This is a genomic window from Helcobacillus massiliensis (assembly GCF_014191425.1).
GTDB lineage: Bacteria > Actinomycetota > Actinomycetes > Actinomycetales > Dermabacteraceae > Helcobacillus > Helcobacillus massiliensis.
The window spans coordinates 320198-338066 of record NZ_JACHWP010000001.1 but is presented as its reverse complement, the minus strand read 5'-3'; the positions used below and the strand labels follow the sequence as shown (position 1 = coordinate 338066).

The following is a 17869-nucleotide window of genomic DNA, read 5'->3' as shown; positions in this document are numbered from 1 at the left end:
CGGCAGACGGTGTCCCCCTATCCTAGGCTGAGGGCGTGACCAAATCGCTTTACACGGACCTGTACGAGCTGACGATGATGCAGGCGGCGCGCCGCGCCGGCACCGCCGACCGCCGCTGCACCTTCGAAGTCTTCACCCGCTCCCTCCCCGAGGGCCGCCGCTACGGTGTGTTCACCGGCATCGGCCGCGTGCTCGACGCCCTCGCCGACTTCCGGTTCGATGAGCGGGACATCGACCACCTCGCCTCCCTCGACCTGTTCGATGACGACTTCCTCGCGTTCCTCGCCGACTACCGCTTCACCGGCTCCCTCTCGGCCTACCGCGAAGGCGAACTGTTCTTCCCCAACTCCCCCGTGGTCCGTGTGGACGCCACCTTCGAACAGGGAGTGGTGCTGGAGACCCTGATCCTGTCGATCCTGAACCACGATTCGGCGATCTCCTCCGTCGGCTCCCGGATGAAGCTCGCCGCTGCGGGCCGCCCCCTCATCGAAATGGGGTCGCGACGCGTCCACGAAGAGGCGGCGGTGGCGTGTGCCCGCTCCGCCGCGATCGTCGGCTTCGGCGCCACCTCTAACATCGAGGCGGGCCGCCGCTACGGCATCCCCACGGTGGGCACCTCCGCGCACGCCTTCACCCTCCTGTTCGATTCGGAGGCCGACGCGTTCCGCGCCCAGATCGATTCCCTCGGCGCAGGCACGTCGGTGCTGGTGGACACCTACGACATCCGCGAAGCGGTCCGCACCGCCGTGGAGATCGCCGGCCGCGACATGGGGGCGGTCCGTCTGGACTCCGGTGACCTCGCCGCGGCGGCGCGGGAGGTGCGCGCCCAGCTCGATGAGCTCGGCGCCACCGGTACGCAGATCACCGCCACGAGCGACTTGGACGAGTACCGGGTGTTCGAGCTGCGGGAGGCGCCGATCGACGGCTACGGCATCGGCACCCGTCTCGTCACCGGCGGCGACCATCCCGCGCAGGGCTTCGTGTACAAACTGGTGGAGCGCGAGGGCGAGGACGGCACCATGGTGCCGGTGGCGAAGAAGTCCGCGGACAAGGCCACGATCGCGGGCCGCAAGCGCGCCTACCGCGTGCTGGGGGCCGACGGGCGCGCCACCCACGAACTGATCCTCCCCCACCAGAGCGGCGCCGAAGAGGACACCCTCATCCTGCCGCCGGGGAAGCAGGTGCGCCCGCTGCACGTAACCCTGATCGACCAGGGCCGATGTCTGGATGAGCTCGGGCAGCAGGAACGGATCCAGCGGGCCCGGCAGGTGCATGACGCCGCTATCGCGGAACTCGATGACTCGGTGCTGTCCGGCCAGGACGGCGAGGTGATCCTGCCGGTGGTGCTGAGCGCGGACGCCGTCACCGACTGAGGCGCTGGACGGGACCGGGCCCCGTCGGCGCGTCGGCCTCCCTCGGGGGGCGGACCTCGCCGGCGCGCCGGGCTCCGTCGGCCGGCTACTTCTTGCCGACGAACCAGCCGCGCAGCACGTCGATCCGGTCCTGGATCTGGGCGGCGCTCGCCTGCGGGACCGCCGGGCCGCCGCAGCGGCGGCGCAGCTCGTTGTGGACGCTGCCGTGCGGGGTGCCGGTGCGCTTCGCCCACCCGCTCACCAGGGACGACAGTTCCTTCCGCAGAGCGGAGATGTCCCGGTGGTCGGCGATGTCGTGCGCGGTCGCGGATGCCTGTGAGGAGGAGCCGCCGCGGGTCTGCTGGGAGCGCTGACGCTCCTTCAGCAGATCCGTCACCTGGTCGGCGTCCAGCAGCCCGGGGATGCCGAGGAAGTCCAGCTCCTCCTGGCTGCCCGCCATCGCGTGCGTGCCGTACTCGCCGCCGTCGAAGAGGACGCGGTCGAAATGCGCGTCGGACTCCAGCGCCTCGAACGTCTCCATCTCGTTGCTGGCGCGCTCCGCACGGTTCGCCTCCCGCAGCGCGTCCTCGTCGAGCCCGGTCTCCTCATCGCCCGTCTCGGTGCGCTGCTGGAGCACGTGGTCGCGCTCGGCTTCGAGTTCGTTCGCGAGCGCCAGCAGGATCGGCACGGACGGCAGGAACACGCTGGCGGTCTCGCCGCGGGTGCGGGAGCGCACGAAGCGGCCTACAGCCTGCGCGAAGAACATCGGGGTCGCAGTGGACGTGGCGTACACGCCGACGGACAGGCGCGGCACATCCACGCCTTCGGACACCATGCGCACCGCGACCATCCAGCGGTCATCGGAGTCGGAGAACTGCTCGATCTTGGAGCCGGCGGTGGCATCGTCGGAGAGGACCAGGGTGGCGGGCTGCCCGGTGATCTGCAGAAGGATCCGGGCGTATTCGCGCGCGGCCTTCTGATCGGTGGCGATGACGAGACCGCCGGCGTCGGGGACATGGCGGCGCACCTCGGTGAGTCGCTGGTCCGCGGCCTGCAGCACGGTCGGGATCCATTCGCCCTTCGGGTCCAGTGCGGTGCGCCACGCCTGCTGCGTGATGTCCTTGGTCTCCATCGCGCCGAGCTGCGCGGAGATCTCGTCACCGTCCTTGGTGCGCCAGTGCATGCGCCCCGAATAGGTCATGAACAGAACGGGCCGCACCACGTAGTCCTGGAGGGCGCTGCGGTAGCCGTAGGTGTAGTCCGCTTTGGAGCGGAGGTGCCCCTGCTCGTCCGGTTCGTAGTCGACGAACGGGATCTGGGCGTCGTCGGAGCGGAACGGGGTGCCGGTGAGGCTGAGGCGCCGCTTCGCGGGGTCGAACGCGTCGCGCACACCGTCGCCCCAGGTGAGGGCATCACCGGCGTGGTGGATCTCGTCGAGGATCACGAGCGTGGGTTCGGCCTCGGTGCGGGCGCGGTGCAGCCGGGGGTTCGCCCCCACCTGCGCGTAGGTGACGGCGACGCCCTGGAAGTGGGCGCCGTGGCGGCCCTGCGCGTTCGTGAAGTTCGGGTCCAGCGCGATGCCCACGCGCTTGGCGGAGTCCGCCCACTGGGTCTTCAGATGCTCCGTGGGGGCGACCACGGTTACGCGGCGGACGATGCCGTCCTGCAGCAGCCCGGCCGCGATCTGCAGCGCGAACGTGGTCTTGCCGGCGCCGGGGGTGGCGACGGTGAGGAAGTCCCGCGGCTGCGTGCTCTGGTACAGCTCGAGCGCCTCGGCCTGCCAGGCGCGCAGCTTCGCGGCCGTTCCCCAGGCGGCGCGCGCAGGGAACGCGGGCGGCAGGGTCTGGGCGGCGAAGGACGACGGGTGCTTGGGGCCGGGATCGTGCGAAGCAGAGGCATATGAGTTCATGAGCGCATCCACTGTAGCCCCACCGTGGGGTGTCCGGACGCAGGCCGCATCGAGGTGCCGGACACCCTCGCCGCCGCAGCCACCACCGTTGCGCCCCCGCAGCCCCGCGCCCGAGACACTCGTCCCACCGCGCCCACCACCGTTGCGCCCCGGCAGCCCCCACGCCCGTCGCGGCCGCCACACCCGCCGCGGCCGCCACACCCGCCGCGGCCGCCACCGTCTCGCCCGTCGCGAAACGAAAGCGACTTTTCTGCGGAAAGGCCGGGGCTTTTCTGCAAAAAAGTCGCTTTCGATTGTGAGGCCTGGGTCAGCGGCCCAGGCGGGGCCAGGGATCGAACCGGAGGCCGGGGTGAGCCGGGGCGAACCGAAGGCCAGGCGGGGCCGGAGGCCAATCGGAGGCCGGAGTGGGCTGGGAGGCCGAGGTCAGCGGCCGCCGCCGAAGAAGCGGCCGAGCCCGCCGAAGCCGGAGCGGCCGGAGTCGCCCTTGCCGTCGCCGTCGCCCTTGCCGGAGCCGCCGCCCTGGCCCATCTGCTCGTAGATCTCCTTGCACTGCGGGCACACCGGGTACTTGCCCGGGTCACGGCCCGGCACCCACACCTTGCCGCACAGGGCGATCACCGGAGAGTTGTTGAGCGCCGCCTTCGCGATCTTCTCCTTCTCCACATAGTGCGCGAAGCGGTCGTGATCGCCTTCGTCGGCGTCCTCCAGCTGCTCCTCACGGTCGAGGACCGCGGTGCTGGACGGAGCCGTCGGCGCATCCGGAGCGGCATAGGGCCCCGGATCGTTCGGATCATTGATGGAAGCGGAGGCGCCACGTGCCGCCGCGCCAGTGGCGGATGCGCCGCAGGCGGCGACCGCGCTGGAGGCGCCGGCCGCGGTGCCAGCGGGCAGAGTGCGAAGAGTCGTCGAAGTCATGCCGCCATCCTAGCGACCGGCGTGACACCCGACTGCGGCGGCCCGCACCCGGCGCCACGGCCCGCCTCCACCATCGCTGTGCGCCACGACACGTCCTGTCACGAACGCAGACAGCCCCGCCGCGGGATTCGGTTCCGGGGCGGGGCTGCTGAAAGAGCGCGGCTCAGAGGTGGATCTCGCCGCCCTTGATCGCCGGGATCGCACCGGTGATGGTGTCCACGGTGCCCATCTCCTCACGCGCCTGCTGCTCCACCGCGTCCGCCACTGCCGAGGTGACGCGCTCGTTGAACACCGAGGGAATGATGTAGTTCGGGTTCAGCTCCTCAGGGCTGACCACGTCCGCGAGCGCCTCCGCGGCCGCGAGCAGCATGCGGTCGCTGAAGTTCTTCGCGCGCGCATCGAGCAGCCCGCGGAACACGCCGGGGAAGGCGAGCACGTTGTTGATCTGGTTGGCGAAGTCGGACCGGCCGGTCGCAACCACTTCGGCGTGGCGGGCCGCGATCACCGGATCGATCTCCGGCTCCGGGTTCGCCATCGCGAACACCACGGAGCGGTCCGCCATCGCAGCGATGTCGTCCTCGTCGAGGATGTTGGCAGCGGAGACGCCGATGAACACGTCGGCGTCCTTGACGGCGTCCTTGAGGGTGCCGGTGATGCCGCGCGGGTTGGTGACCCCGGCGATCCACGGGAGGCGGCCGGTGAGATTCTTGCGACCGGAGTGGATGACGCCGTCGATGTCGGCGACCACGATGTCCTCCGCGCCGGCGGCCTTCAGCAGGCGCAGGATCGCGGTGCCGGCCGCGCCCGCGCCGGACAGGACGATGCGGACAGTCCGGATGTCCTTCTCCACCACGCGCAGAGCGTTGCGCAGAGCGGACACCACGCACACGGCGGTGCCGTGCTGGTCGTCGTGGAACACGGGGATGTCCAGCTCCTGACGGAGGCGGTCCTCGATCTCGAAGCAGCGGGGGGCGGAGATGTCCTCGAGGTTGATGCCGGCGAACACGGGCGCGATCGCCTTCACGTGGGCGACGATGTCGTCCACCTCAGTCGCATCCAGGCAGATGGGGAAAGCGTCGATGTCGGCGAAGCGCTTGAAGAGGGCGGCCTTGCCCTCCATGACGGGCAGCGCGGCGAGAGGGCCGAGGTCGCCGAGGCCGAGGATGGCGGAGCCGTCGGTCACCACGGCGACCGTGTTGCGCTTGATGGTGAGGCGGCGGGCGTCCGACGGGGTCTCCGCAATCGCCTTCACCACGCGTGCCACACCGGGGGTGTAGACGAGGGAGAGGTCGTCGCGGTGGCGGATCGGATGCTTGGACTTCACTTCGAGCTTGCCGCCGAGGTGGGCGAGGAAGGTGCGGTCGGAGACCTTGCCGAGCTCGACGGACTCAATGCCCTTGAGCGCCTCCACCACGCTCATCGCGTGGTCGTGGCCGGCGGTCAGGACGGTCATGTCCACGCGCATCCGCTCGGGGCCGGAGGCGTTGACGTCCAGAGCGGTGACGCTGCCGCCCATCTTCTCGATGGTGCCGGTGATGTCGCTGATGGCGGCGGAGTTCGCGGCGAACTCCAGACGGATGGTGATGGAGTAGCTGACTGAAGGCTGCGGTGTCATGGACCCCAGTGTGACACGGCCGATCTCAGCGACCGGTCACCTTCACCGAAACTCGGCCGAAACCTGTCCGAATGTCAGGACTTCTCCAGTTCCGCGATCGCCTTGCGGATCCGCTTGTCACTGACCGTCACGGAGGTTCCGAGCTGCTGGGCGAACAGCGACACCCGCAGCTCTTCGATCAGCCAGGGGATGTCCTGCGCAGCTTCCGACGCCCGCACAGCGGCGGGCAGCTTCAACTGCGCGTGCTGCCAGTACCCCTCGATGTCCTGGATCTGCCACTGTGCGTGCGCATCCTTCTGCGGATTGTCCTGCATCTTGTCCACCCGGTGCAGCGCGGCCTTCTCGAACCGCGGCAGCTCCGGCAGCCACCGGGCGGGGGTGCGGGACACGAACCGCTCCCCCACCAGCGAGGCCGCGTGGTCGCGCAGCTGCGTGATCTGGTTGAGCACCGACAGCGAGTTCACGCGGGAGACCGCCTTCGCCACCTTCGCGTGCGCCGCGAGCGCGTCCACGGCGTTCAGCATCAGGGAGCGGGCAAGCGCCGGGTGCTCCGTGCCGACGCGCTCCACCAGCGCCTCGAAATCGTCGGGCTCGAACACCATCCCGGCGGCGTCGGTGCGGCGCACCAGGTCCGCGGTGGCGGCGAGGGAGGCGTCAGCAAGGAGCTTCTGCGCGCTGCCGTAGCTGGACTGAGTGATCGCGAGCTTCACCGGGTTCGGCAGTCCGGCGAGGATCTGCGCGGAGTCGGTGCGCATCCGCTGGTCCACCAGGCGGGTCACCGCGGCAGGGTGCTCGCGAGCCTGCTCCTGGGCCGACGGGAGCGCCGTCAGATCGATGCGGACGGCCCCGTCGGTCTCGGTGCGGACGACGAGCGCGGGGTACACCACCACGTCCAGGGCGCCCTGGCGGGACCGGCGGGTGGTGGGGATCGGCGTGTCGGGGAACGCAGTGAGGCCGCGCGCGCCGAAGCTGTCGGCCTGCTTCGCCGCGGAAGTGCGGACACGGCCGGCGAGGCGCTGCTTGAGCTGCGCGAGGTCGTCGCCGGCGCCGACGGTGCGGCCCTTCTCGTCGACCACCCGGAAGTGCATGCGCAGGTGCTCGCTGAGGCGGTCGGTCTGGAACTCCGGTCCGTACAGCTCCAGGTCGTCGGGGACGCCCGGCAGCGCGACCAGTTCATCGGCGACGGCCTCGACGAACTTTTCGCCGGTGTTGGGGTCGTCGTCGGCGAGGGTCTGCGCGACCGCCTTCGCTTTGTCAGGGGCGGGGATGAGGTGGCGGCGCAGCGGTTTCGGCAGGGAGCGGATGAGTTCGATGATGAGCTCTTCGCGCATGCCGGGCACGAGCCAGTCGAACCCGGTGTCCTCGAGGCGACCGAGGACGGCCAGAGGGACGGTGGCGGTGACGCCGTCGCGCTGCTTCTGCTTCGCGTCCCGCTGGGTGGTGGGGTCGAAGTTGTAGGTGAGGTGCAGGGTGATATCGCCCTGCACCCAGGTGTCGGGGAAGCCCTGCGCGACGGGTTCGGCGTCGTCGGCGAGCAGCAGGTCACGGGTGAAGTGGAGCAGATCCGGGGTCTTGTGCCGCTGCTTCTTCCACCAGGAGTCGAAGTGGCGGCCGGAGACGATGTTCTGCGGGAGGCGCTCGTCGTAGAAGCGGAAGAGGGTCTCGTCGCCGGCGATGATGTCGCGTCGGCGGGTCTTCGCCTCCAGCTCCTGCAGGTCCTCGATGAGGCGGTTGTTGTCGCGGAAGAAGTGGTGGCGGGTGGTCCACCGGCCTTCGATGAGGGCCTGCTGGATGAAGGTGTCGCGGGCCTGCTCTCGGTCGATGCGGCCGAGGTTGACGGCGCGCTGCGCGATGATCGGCACCCCGTACAGCGTCACCTTCTCGTACGCCATGGCGGAGGCGCGCTTGGTGGACCAGTGCGGTTCGGAGTAGGAGCGCTTCACCACGTGGGCGCCGAGCTCCTCGATCCATTCGGGTCGGATGCGGGCGGCGGTGCGGCCGAAGAGGCGGGAGGTCTCCACCAGTTCCGCTGCCATCACGTAGTCGGGGCGCTTCTTGGCGATGGCGCTGCCGGGCCAGAGCACGAACCGGGTGCCGCGTGCACCCTGGTAGTCGCGGTTCTTCTCCTCGAACAGGCCCACGTGCGAGAGGAGGCCGGCGAGCAGGGACTGGTGGATGGCGTCGTCGCCGGCGCGGTCGCTGCTGGTGTGCAGGTCGAGGTCGCGGCACATCTGCTTGAGCTGTCCGTGCAGGTCCCACCATTCGCGGATGCGCATGTAGTGGAGGAACTCCTGACGGATCTCTCGGCGCAGGGCGGAGGAGGACAGGGCGCGTCGGCGCTCCTCGATGTGGCGCCACAGGTTGAGGAGGGTGAGGAAGTCGGAGGTGTCGTCGGCGAAGCGGCGGTGGAGCTGGTCGGCCTTCTCCTGCTGCTCCAGGGGCCGTTCGCGGGGGTCCTGGATGGACAGCGCCGCCACGATGATGAGGACGTCGGCGAGGGCGCCGCGGTCGTGCGCTTCCAGGAGCATGCGCGCCATGCGGGGATCGAGGGGGAAGCGGGCGAGCTTGCGGCCCGTGGGGGTGAGGGCGCGGCCGCCAGGAGCCGACGGCTTCTGCTCGATGGCGTGCAGCTCCTCCAGCAGGCGGATGCCGTCGCGCACCGCACGGGTCTCCGGCTTCTCCAGGAACTCGAAGCGTTCGATGTCGCCGAGGCCGAGCGCGGTCATCTGCAGCACGACGCTCGCGAGCGAGGTGCGCAGGATCTCCGGTTCGGTGAACTCGGGGCGCGCGGCGAAGTCCTCTTCGGAGAACAGACGGATGGCGATGCCGGGGGCGGTGCGGCCGGACCGGCCGGAGCGCTGCTGGGCGCTGGCCTGGCTGATCGGCTCGATGGGGAGGCGCTGCACCTTGGTGCGCTGGGAGTAGCGGGAGATGCGGGCGAGACCGGAGTCGATGACGTAGGTGATGCCGGGGACCGTCAGGGAGGTTTCGGCGACGTTCGTGGCGAGGATGATGCGCCGCGTCGTCGAGTTCTTCGGCGGGGAGAAGATGCGGTCCTGGTCCGCTTGGGAGAGGCGGCCGAACAGGGGCAGCACCTGCACCTGTTCACCGGCGCGGGTGCGAGCGGCGAGGTGCTTGCCGAGCTCATCGCCGATCTCGCGGATCTCCCGCTCCCCGGGGAGGAACACGAGGATGTCGCCGGGGCCTTCGCGGCGCAGTTCGTCAACGGCGGAGCAGACCGCCTGCGGCAGGGACCGCTCCTCCTTCTCGTACAGGTCCTCCTCGTCCTCGTTCTCGGCCTCGACGGTGGTCTCGAGGACCAGGGGGCGGTAGCGGATCTCCACCGGGTAGGTGCGGCCGGACACTTCGAGGATGGGGGCCGGGTCGTCGGAGTCATCGGAGAAGAAGGCGGCGAAGCGCTCCGGGTCGATGGTGGCGGAGGTGATGATGATCTTCAGGTCGGGGCGCCGGCGGGCGATGCGCTTGAGGTACCCCAGGAGCATGTCGATGGTGAGGGAGCGTTCGTGCGCCTCGTCGATGATGATCGTGTCGTACTTCTTCAGCAGCCGATCGTGCTGGATCTCCGAGAGGAGGATGCCGTCGGTCATCACCTTCAGGCGCGCACCTCGGGCTGTCTGCTTCGTGAAGCGCACCTGGTAGCCGACTGTTCCCTCACCGAGCTTCTCGCCGAGTTCGTGGGCGATGCGGGAGGCGACCGAGCGGGCGGCGATGCGGCGCGGCTGCGTGTGGCCGATGAGGCGGCCGTTCGCGCCGCGGCCCAGCTCAAGGCACATCTTCGGCAGCTGGGTGGTCTTGCCGGACCCTGTCTCGCCCGCGATGACCACGATCTGGTGGTCCCGGATCGCGGCCATGATGTCCTCGCGGCGTTCGGAGACGGGGAGGTCCGACGGGTACGTGATCGCGATGGGCGCAGGCGAAGAGGATGTCGACATGGTGCGCCCACTCTATCCGGCGGCACCCGTCGGCCGCGCCTGCCCGCCCTGCCCTCCCCCATCACCCGGGACCCCGGCCGGGCGCTCCCGCGCAGGCGGCCGGTCCTTCGGAAACGGGCCGACGGGGCCCCAACGCGCGAAAAGCAGGGCGGAACGGTACTAGGCTGGTGACGGTGCGCAACGGCGCGCCCATCCGTACAGCGAGCACAACGAGGTTCTATGAAAGCGCTGAAGAAGGTCGGTGCGAGCGCCGGCCTGGAGTTCGTCGATGTTCCGGAGCCCCATCTGGAGCGCTCCACCGACGTCAAGATCCGGGTCCTGCGCGCCGGCATCTGCGGCACCGACCTGCACATCCTCGCGTGGGACTCCTCCGCTCAGGACATGTGCGACACCGTCCCCTTCATCCCCGGCCACGAGTTCTACGGCGAAGTCGTGGAAGTCGGCAGCGAAGTCCTCGACGTCAAGGTGGGCGACCGCGTCTCCGGTGAGGGCCACGTGGTGTGCAACATCTGCCGCAACTGCCGCGCCGGCCGCCGCCACATGTGCCGCCGCTCCCGCGGCATCGGCGTGCAGCGCGACGGCGCCTTCGCCGAATACGTCGTCATCCCCGACGAGAACGTGTGGGTCCACGAGAACAACTCCAAGACCGACATCATCACCCCGGAGCTCGGCGCCGTGTTCGACCCCCTGGGCAACGCCGTGCACACCACGCTGAAGTTCCCCGTGGTGGGCGAGGACGTCCTCATCACCGGCGCCGGCCCCATCGGCCTGATGTGCGCGGCCGTCGCCCGCCACGCCGGCGCCCGCTACATCGCCATCACCGACGTCGCCGACCACCGCCTCGACATGGCGGCCGCCGCCGGCGCCGACGTCGCCATCAACGTGGCGAAGGAGCGGGTGCGCGACTCCCAGGCGGTCCTCGGCATGATCGAGGGCTTCGATGTGGGCCTGGAGACCTCCGGGAACCCGTCGGCCGTCAAGGAGATGATCGACAACATGAACCACGGCGGCAAGATCAGCCTCCTCGGCCTGCCGGCCCGCGAGTTCGAGATCAACTGGACCCACGTCATCACCCGCATGCTCACCCTGCAGGGCATCTACGGCCGCGAGATGTTCGAAACCTGGAACGCGATGAGCGCCATGCTCCGCTCCAGCGAGAAGCTGCGCGGCCAGATCCTCGCCACCGTCACCGACGTCCTGCCCGCTGAGCAGTGGGAGAAGGGCTACGAGATGGCCCGCACCGCCGCCGGCGGCAAGATCGTCCTGGACTGGGAGAACGTGTGAGCCGCACCCCGGCTCCCCTCCCCCGCATCCATCACTGAAAGGCACTGTCCCCTCATGTACACCGAGATCAAGCAGCAGCTGAACGACGAGCTGCAGGCCATCCGCGACGCCGGCACCTTCAAAGCCGAGCGCGCCATCACCACCCCGCAGTCCTCCCACGTCAAGGCCACCCCCGGCGGTGTCGAGGACTCCTCGAAGGCCGAGCCGGTGCTGAACTTCTGCGCCAACAACTACCTGGGCCTCGCCGACCACCCGAAGCTGATCGAGGCCGCCAAGCGCGCCCTCGATGAGCGCGGCTTCGGCATGGCGTCCGTCCGCTTCATCTGCGGCACCGGTGACCGCCACCTGGAGCTGGAGCGCCGCGTCTCCGAGTTCCTCGGCACCGAGGACACCATCCTGTTCGCCTCCTGCTTCGACGCCAACGGCGGCGTGTTCCAGTCCCTGTTCGGCAAGGAGGACGCGATCATCTCCGACGAGCTGAACCACGCCTCCCTCATCGACGGCATCCGCCTCACCAAGTCCGCCCGCCTGCGCTACCGCAACGCCGACATGGCGGACCTGCGCGCCAAGCTGGAGGAGACGAAGCAGCTCAACGACGGCAAGGGCGCGCGCCGCACCGTCATCGTCACCGACGGCGTCTTCTCCATGGACGGCTACCTCGCACCGCTGGATGAGATCTGCGACCTCGCCGACGAATTCGGTGCCCTCGTCCTCGTGGACGACTCCCACGCCGTCGGCTTCATGGGCGAAACCGGCGCCGGCACCCCGGAGCACTTCGGCGTCTCCGACCGGGTCGACATCTACACCGGCACCTTCGGCAAAGCCCTCGGCGGCGCCTCCGGCGGCTATGTCGCCGGCCGCAAGGAGATCGTGGAGATGCTCCGCCAGACCGCCCGCCCATACCTGTTCTCCAACTCCCTCGCCCCCAGCATCGTGGAGGCCACCATCACCGCGCTGGACCTGGTGAAGGAGTCCAGCGAACTGCGCCAGCAGCTGTTCGACAACGCCGCCCTGTTCCGCCGCCGCATGAGCGAAGAGGGCTTCGAACTGCTCGAGGGCGAGCACGCGATCATCCCCGTGATGTTCCACGACGCCGCCCTCGCAGGCCGCATCGCCGACCGCATGCTGGAGAACGGCGTGTACGTCACCGCGTTCTCCTTCCCGGTGGTGCCCCGCGGTGAGGCCCGCATCCGCGTGCAGCTCAGCGCCGCGCACTCCGCGCAGGACATCGAGAAGGTCGTGCAGGCGTTCGTGAAGTCCCGCGACGCCGAACAGCACTGATCGGCGCGATCACGCCCTGACGCCGCAGGGCCGGAACCGCCGCGCATCGTCCCTCCCCCGTCGGCCCCGCCGGGGACACCAGGGAGGTGCGCGGCGGTTCCGCATACCCGCAGCCCTGCCGGCCACGATCCGTCCTGAAGTGGCCATACCCGGGCACCGCCCTTATCCTGGGGAGCGCTGTGACGCGCAGCACTGTCTACAGAAAGCTCCCCATGTCGTCGATCGACTCCGTCATCGAAGCCGTCTTCGCCCCTCTGTCCGCCGTGCTCAGCTCCATCATCTTCGTAGAGCTGCCGATCTTCGGCGGCGTCCCCGTGGTGGTCCTCTGGCTGATGCTCGCCGCCGTGTTCTTCACCGTCTGGCTGCGGTTCCAGCCCATCACCGGACTGAAGCACTCCATCGCCGTGATCCGCGGCCGCTACGCCCGCAAGACCGATCCCGGGGAGATCAGCTCCTTCCAGGCGCTCGCCACGGAACTGTCCGCCACCGTGGGCCTCGGCAACATCGCCGGCGTCGCCATCGCGATCGTGGCCGGCGGTCCCGGCGCAGCCGTCTGGATCGCCCTGTTCGGCTTCTTCGCCATGAGCGTGAAGATGGCCGAAGCGGCGCTCGGCTCGAAGTACCGCCGGGTCCTGCCCGACGGATCCACCCTCGGCGGCCCCATGTACGTGCTGCGCGACGGCTTCGCCGAGATCGGCTGGAAGCGCTTCGGCGTGGTCCTCGCCGGCATCTACGCCGTATGCGCCCTCATCGGCATGCTCGGCGGCGGCAACCTGTTCCAGGCGAACCAGGTGACGATGATCGTCTCCAGCGCGTTCGGCGAGAACAGCGTGATCGGGCAGAACAACTGGATGATCGGTGCAGCGCTCGCGGTGATCGTCGCGATCGTGGTGCTCGGCGGCGTCACCTCCATCGCCCGCTGGACCTCGTTCATCACCCCGTTCATGGCGATCGCGTACATCCTGTCCGTGCTGCTGATCATCGTGATGAACATCGGTCAGCTGCCGAGCGCGGTCGCTGAAATCTTCACCGGCGCGGTGTCGCCGCAGGGTGTGACCGGCGGCGCGATCGGTGTGGCCGTGATCGGCATCCAGCGTGCCCTGTTCTCCAACGCTGCGGGTGTGGGAACGGCATCGATGTCGTTCTCCGCCTCGAAGACGAAGGACCCCGCCACGGAGGGGTACACCGCGATGTGGGGCCCGTTCGTGGACTCCGTGGTGGTGTGCATGCTGACCGCGGTCGCGATCGTCATCACCGGGGTGCACCGCCACGGCAGCCCGGACTCCGACGGCGTGGTGCTGACCGCTGAGGCGTTCGGCACGGTCACCGCCTGGTTCCCGTACGTCCTCACGGCCGTGGTGTTCCTGTTCGGCCTGTCGACGATGCTGAGCTACTCGTTCTTCTGCGAAATGCTCGCCACCTACATCTTCGGCCCCTCCAAGGGAGTGCGGATCACGTTCCGCATCATCTACGTGCTCTCGGTGGTCGTGGGTGCGGCGATCTCCATGGACTCCATGGTCGGGTTCGCCGACGCCACCACGTTCCTCGTCACCCTCCCGAACCTGCTGGGCCTGTACGTGCTGGCCCGGGTGGTCCGCTACGAGATCCTCCGCCACCGGACCCGCGTCGCGGTGGGAACGGTCAGCGAAGTGGATGAGGACCTGCGGGTCGGCATGGGCGACCACACCCCCACCCGTGAGCAGACCCGCACCGCGGAGATGGAGGCGATCCGCCTCGACGAGCACGAAACCGCGGTGCACAACCGCCTGGCTGCCGACCCGGACTGGCCGCACTACTCCGACGAGCGCAGTCCAGGGGCCGCAGCCGCGGATGGGGCTGCGGGGGCCGACGGGTCCTCCGGGTCCCACGCCACTGGCTGACCCCGTCAGCCCTCTGCCTGAGGGGGCGCTTCCGCATCGCCGGACACCTTCCCCGGCGCTCCATCCGAGTCCCAGCAGAAGTGAGCACCGGGACCGACGCCCCCTGCATTACATTGTTCAACAGTCCATCGACCCCCGACTCTCCGGAAGGTGACATCGATGTCCACCACCCCTCCCCCAGCGGGTGATCCTCAGCCCTCCGCGCCCACAGGCTCCGCCGCGGGCTCGGCTGAAGCCCCCGCCGGCGTGCACATCCCCGACGATGACTTCTTCGCCGCCGAGGACGAAGGCATGCAGAAGGGGCTCTCACCCCGACAGCTGCAGATGATCGCCATCGGCTCCGCGATCGGCACCGGCCTGTTCCTCGGCGCCGGCGGCGGCCTCGCCGCCTCCGGGCCCGCCCTCGCCATCGTGTACGCCGTCTGCGGCTTCATGGGCTACCTGATGCTCCGCTCCCTCGGCGAGCTCGTGGTGCACCGCCCCTCCTCGGGCTCCTTCGTCTCCTACACCCGCCAGTTCTACGGCGAGCGCTCCGCCTTCACCGCCGGTTGGCTGTACTGGTTGAACTGGGCCACCACGGCCGTTGCCGACGCCACCGCCATCGCGCTCTACATCGCATGGTTCGGCCGGTACAGCGAGTTCGTCGCCGCCATCCCGCAGGGTCTCACCGCCCTCGTGGTCCTCGCCATCGTGCTCGCCATGAACCTGGTGAGTGTGAAGGTGTTCGGTGAGCTCGAGTTCTGGTTCGCGTTCATCAAGGTTGCGGCGCTGGTGACGTTCCTCGTGGTCGGCATCCTCTTCCTGATCTTCGGGACGCCGACGGGTTCGGACACCGGCTTCCACCTCATCAGCGAGAACGGGGGCTGGTTCCCGTTCGGCGCCGTTCCCGCGCTCCTGGCGATCCAGGGCACCGTGTTCGCCTACGCCGGCATCGAGCTGGTGGGCACCACCTCCGGTGAGACCCAGGACGCCAAGACCGTGATCCCGAAGGCGGTCAACACGGTGCTGCTGCGCATCGCCCTGTTCTACGTGGGCTCCATCGTTCTGCTGGTGCTGCTGCTGCCGGCCAGCGCCTACTCCGGGAGCGAGTCGCCGTTCGTGACGTTCTTCGACTCCATCGGCATCACCTGGACCGCCCCGGTCATGCAGCTGGTGGTCATCACCGCGGCTGCGTCGTCGCTGAACGCGGGCCTGTACTCCACCGGCCGCATCGTCCACTCCATGGCCATGGCCGGCTCCGCCCCCGAATGGGCGGGCCGCCTCAACAAGCACGGCGTGCCCGTGGGCGGCATCTGGCTGACCTCCATCGTGGGTGTGCTCGGCGTGGGGCTGAACTTCATCGTCCCCGAGGACGCGTTCACGATCGTGCTGAACATCGCCGCATTCGGCACCATGGCGGCGTGGGCCGCGATCTGCCTGTCGCACATGAAGTTCGTGCACCTGGCGAAGAAGGGCGTGTACTCCCGCCCGAAGTACCGGGCACCCCTTGCACCGGTCAACGACATCGTGGTGCTCGCGTTCCTGGCGATCGTGGTCGTGATGATGGCGTTCGACTACCCCGTCGGCACGTACACCCTGGCGTTCCTTCTGCTGCTCGTTCCCGTGCTGATCGGCGGCTGGTTCCTGGTGCGCAAGCGCGTCATGGCGATCGCGGCGGAGCGCCAGGGCTACACCGGCGAGCACCCGGTCCTGGCGGCCTCGCAGTACGTCGAGGAGCGCGGCCGCGGCTCTCACCGCTACGACGGCTGATCCCCGCGCTGCCTGACGCGGACAGCGCACCGCCCCGAGCAACCGGCTCAGACCGGAGGTTCGGGGCGGTTCTGCGTCTGCGGTCTGAGGGTCAGCGGGCGCGGTCGGCGAGGAGGGCGGCGCCGCGGATGAAGGCCGCCATCTCCTGCCTCAGCAGGTCACCATCGGGGCGGAACGTCGCGTCCGGGAACCCGGCGGTGATTCCACTGGCACGGATCCAGCGGATCTGTGCTGCCGCTGGATGGTCAGCAGCGACGTCGGCGAAGAGGTCCGCTGCCTCCGGGTCAATGCGCAGACCGTGGCGGCGCAGGCGCGCCTCCAGCAGACCATGCAGGTAGTCGGCCAGCAGGCCGCGGGTGGCGACGGCGTTCGGCTGGAACTCGCCCTCAGCGCTCCCCCACTCAAGCCCCTGCGCCTGCAGCCATTCGATCTCTGCACGGTTCTGCGCATCAGCGGGAACATCCGTGAAGACCCCGCGGGCCCCGACCGTGGCCGGCGACCCCGCGAACCGGTACAGCGCAGCCGCGAGCTCATGCCGCAGAACCGGTGTCTCCGGCTGGAACTCATGCTTCCCTGCACCCGGGTCAATGCCCGTGGAGGTGATCCATTCGATGTCCGCGCGGAAGGGCGATTCTGAGACGTCAGTGAACCTCCGGACGACGGTGGCGCCCGTTCCCGTCAGCAGGGCAAGGCCGCCGATCGACCCGGCGGCGACGAGGACCCGGCGGCGCACGCGGCCCGAGGGTGTGGGAGACGGCCTCATCAGATCCACCCCAGCTGCTTCATCCGCTCCAGCAGCGCCCACACGACGACCTGGTTGCCGCGCGCGTTCAGATGGATGCCATCGGGGGCCACCACCGACTCCGGGATGCGACCCCGCGTCGCGGTGAAGGCGAGCGCGCGCACCGGTGGGCTCTGCAGACCCCACGAGGTGGACAGCAGTTCCTGCACATCGAGGAAGAGATCGCCGTAGCGGGCGCGCTGGTGATCGTTGACCCGGGCGACCGCGCGAGCGATCCGGGTGCTGTCCAGTGGAGTGACCCACTGTCCGAGGATGAAGCACCGCTCCGCCGCGCCGGTGAAGTCGACCATTGCATCGGTATCGCTGATGGTCAGGGCGCCGCCCTGTTCACCGATGTTGTTCTTTCCGCACCAGAAGAGATGGTGGGCGCCCTTCAGGTCTGAGGTGAAGGCGGAGACGAAGGGGCCGTCCTCGGTGAGGGTCGACCCGTCGGCCGGTGTCCAGGTGAAGTGCGTGTCCGCACCGGCGAGGACGCCGGGCACACCGTTGATACTGCCGGCGCAGGAGAAGCCGCGCCAGGAGTTCATGTGATGGTCCACCCCGGAGACGGGCGCGGTGCCGGGGGTGGCGGCGCGACCGCCGGGGAACGCGACGGTCGGGGCGTCGAGTCCGATCTGGACACGGTTGTGGAAGCTCTGGGTGCCGCCCTGCGCGGTGGGGATGACCTCGCCCGGGCTGAGGACTGCGCGGAGGTGCTCGTGCGGACGGCTCGGGCTCGGCGCACCGTGGTCGCCGCCCTCGCCGGACATGGAGCTGGAGCCCCAGGTGAAGAGCCGAGCAACGGTGGGCGTGAGCAGAAACCTGGTACCAGCCGTCCCTGTCTCCACTCGTCACCCCCTGTCACGGTCCCACGGGCTCTTTGCGAGCGCACAAGCTGAAGAATACCTGCCCTTTGCCTCGGCGTGCGACCCGGATTCCGACCTCCGCATGGGAGATCTGAGCCACACGTCAGCGGCGGACATGCACGCGCCGACCGTGCTGTTCACCGTCTTGGGCACAGAAAAGAGCCCTGGACATCAGTCCAGGGCTCTTCGTTGATCAGCTGCTGGCGCGTCACTCCCGTGATGAGCGGGGCGCCGCTGAATGGTGGAGCTCAGGGGGCACGTGTCGAACTCTTGGCCTTCAGGAA

Annotated in this window: 11 protein-coding genes; 5 read left to right on the top strand and 6 right to left on the bottom strand. The window is 69.3% G+C overall.

Going from position 1 to position 17869, the window contains the following annotated elements:
* Positions 1-35 precede the first annotated feature (35 nt).
* Positions 36-1373: a nicotinate phosphoribosyltransferase gene (locus FHX50_RS01525; RefSeq protein ID WP_183373793.1), complete on the top strand. Its 1338-nt coding sequence runs from the start codon at positions 36-38 to the stop codon at positions 1371-1373.
* Between the two features lie 85 nt (positions 1374-1458).
* Here the strand turns inward: FHX50_RS01525 and FHX50_RS01520 are convergent, their stop codons facing one another.
* From FHX50_RS01520 to hrpA, 4 genes are all read right to left on the bottom strand, one after another.
* The gene (locus FHX50_RS01520) at positions 1459-3261 is read right to left on the bottom strand and encodes a DEAD/DEAH box helicase (RefSeq protein ID WP_183373791.1); all 1803 of its coding nucleotides are present in this window, start codon (positions 3259-3261) and stop codon (positions 1459-1461) included.
* Between the two features lie 423 nt (positions 3262-3684).
* Entirely contained in the window at positions 3685-4176 is a 492-nt protein-coding gene (locus FHX50_RS01515) for a DUF3039 domain-containing protein (protein WP_183373789.1), read from the bottom strand.
* Positions 4177-4339: 163 nt separating this feature from the next.
* Complete coding sequence (locus FHX50_RS01510; RefSeq protein WP_183373787.1) at positions 4340-5791, bottom strand: NAD-dependent malic enzyme; 1452 nt, start codon at positions 5789-5791, stop codon at positions 4340-4342.
* A gap of 74 nt (positions 5792-5865) precedes the next feature.
* On the bottom strand, positions 5866-9744 hold the full coding sequence (gene hrpA, locus FHX50_RS01505) for an ATP-dependent RNA helicase HrpA (RefSeq protein ID WP_183373785.1): 3879 nt from the start codon (positions 9742-9744) through the stop codon (positions 5866-5868).
* A gap of 219 nt (positions 9745-9963) precedes the next feature.
* On the opposite strand from hrpA, the gene tdh reads away from it, so the two are divergent.
* From tdh to FHX50_RS01485, 4 genes are all read left to right on the top strand, one after another.
* A complete protein-coding gene (gene tdh, locus FHX50_RS01500) occupies positions 9964-11028 on the top strand; it encodes an L-threonine 3-dehydrogenase (protein WP_183373783.1) in 1065 nt (354 codons plus the stop codon).
* Positions 11029-11082: 54 nt separating this feature from the next.
* A complete protein-coding gene (locus tag FHX50_RS01495) occupies positions 11083-12309 on the top strand; it encodes a glycine C-acetyltransferase (protein ID WP_183373781.1) in 1227 nt (408 codons plus the stop codon).
* Positions 12310-12521: 212 nt separating this feature from the next.
* The gene (locus FHX50_RS01490) at positions 12522-14189 is read left to right on the top strand and encodes an alanine/glycine:cation symporter family protein (protein WP_183373779.1); all 1668 of its coding nucleotides are present in this window, start codon (positions 12522-12524) and stop codon (positions 14187-14189) included.
* A gap of 159 nt (positions 14190-14348) precedes the next feature.
* Positions 14349-15938 carry an amino acid permease gene (locus tag FHX50_RS01485; RefSeq protein WP_221187076.1) on the top strand — a complete coding sequence of 530 codons (1590 nt, stop codon included), beginning with the start codon at positions 14349-14351 and terminating at the stop codon, positions 15936-15938.
* A 91-nt stretch (positions 15939-16029) separates the two neighbouring features.
* Here the strand turns inward: FHX50_RS01485 and FHX50_RS01480 are convergent, their stop codons facing one another.
* The gene (locus tag FHX50_RS01480) at positions 16030-16701 is read right to left on the bottom strand and encodes an S-layer homology domain-containing protein (RefSeq protein ID WP_183373777.1); all 672 of its coding nucleotides are present in this window, start codon (positions 16699-16701) and stop codon (positions 16030-16032) included.
* A complete protein-coding gene (locus tag FHX50_RS01475; RefSeq protein WP_183373775.1) occupies positions 16701-17489 on the bottom strand; it encodes a hypothetical protein in 789 nt (262 codons plus the stop codon). Before FHX50_RS01475 ends, FHX50_RS01480 begins: the two co-directional genes overlap by 1 nt.
* Positions 17490-17869: the final 380 nt, after the last annotated feature.

What these genes read in the sequence shown, in the direction of transcription:
- FHX50_RS01520 (WP_183373791.1), bottom strand. Translation starts at nt 3,261, where the DNA reads ATGAACTCATATGCCTCTGCTTCGCACGATCCCGGCCCCAAGCACCCG.
- FHX50_RS01515 (WP_183373789.1), bottom strand. Translation starts at nt 4,176, where the DNA reads ATGACTTCGACGACTCTTCGCACTCTGCCCGCTGGCACCGCGGCCGGC.
- FHX50_RS01510 (WP_183373787.1), bottom strand. Translation starts at nt 5,791, where the DNA reads ATGACACCGCAGCCTTCAGTCAGCTACTCCATCACCATCCGTCTGGAG.
- hrpA (WP_183373785.1), bottom strand. Translation starts at nt 9,744, where the DNA reads ATGTCGACATCCTCTTCGCCTGCGCCCATCGCGATCACGTACCCGTCG.
- tdh (WP_183373783.1), top strand. Translation starts at nt 9,964, where the DNA reads ATGAAAGCGCTGAAGAAGGTCGGTGCGAGCGCCGGCCTGGAGTTCGTC.
- FHX50_RS01495 (WP_183373781.1), top strand. Translation starts at nt 11,083, where the DNA reads ATGTACACCGAGATCAAGCAGCAGCTGAACGACGAGCTGCAGGCCATC.
- FHX50_RS01490 (WP_183373779.1), top strand. Translation starts at nt 12,522, where the DNA reads ATGTCGTCGATCGACTCCGTCATCGAAGCCGTCTTCGCCCCTCTGTCC.
- FHX50_RS01485 (WP_221187076.1), top strand. Translation starts at nt 14,349, where the DNA reads ATGTCCACCACCCCTCCCCCAGCGGGTGATCCTCAGCCCTCCGCGCCC.
- FHX50_RS01480 (WP_183373777.1), bottom strand. Translation starts at nt 16,701, where the DNA reads ATGAGGCCGTCTCCCACACCCTCGGGCCGCGTGCGCCGCCGGGTCCTC.
- FHX50_RS01475 (WP_183373775.1), bottom strand. Translation starts at nt 17,489, where the DNA reads ATGTCCGGCGAGGGCGGCGACCACGGTGCGCCGAGCCCGAGCCGTCCG.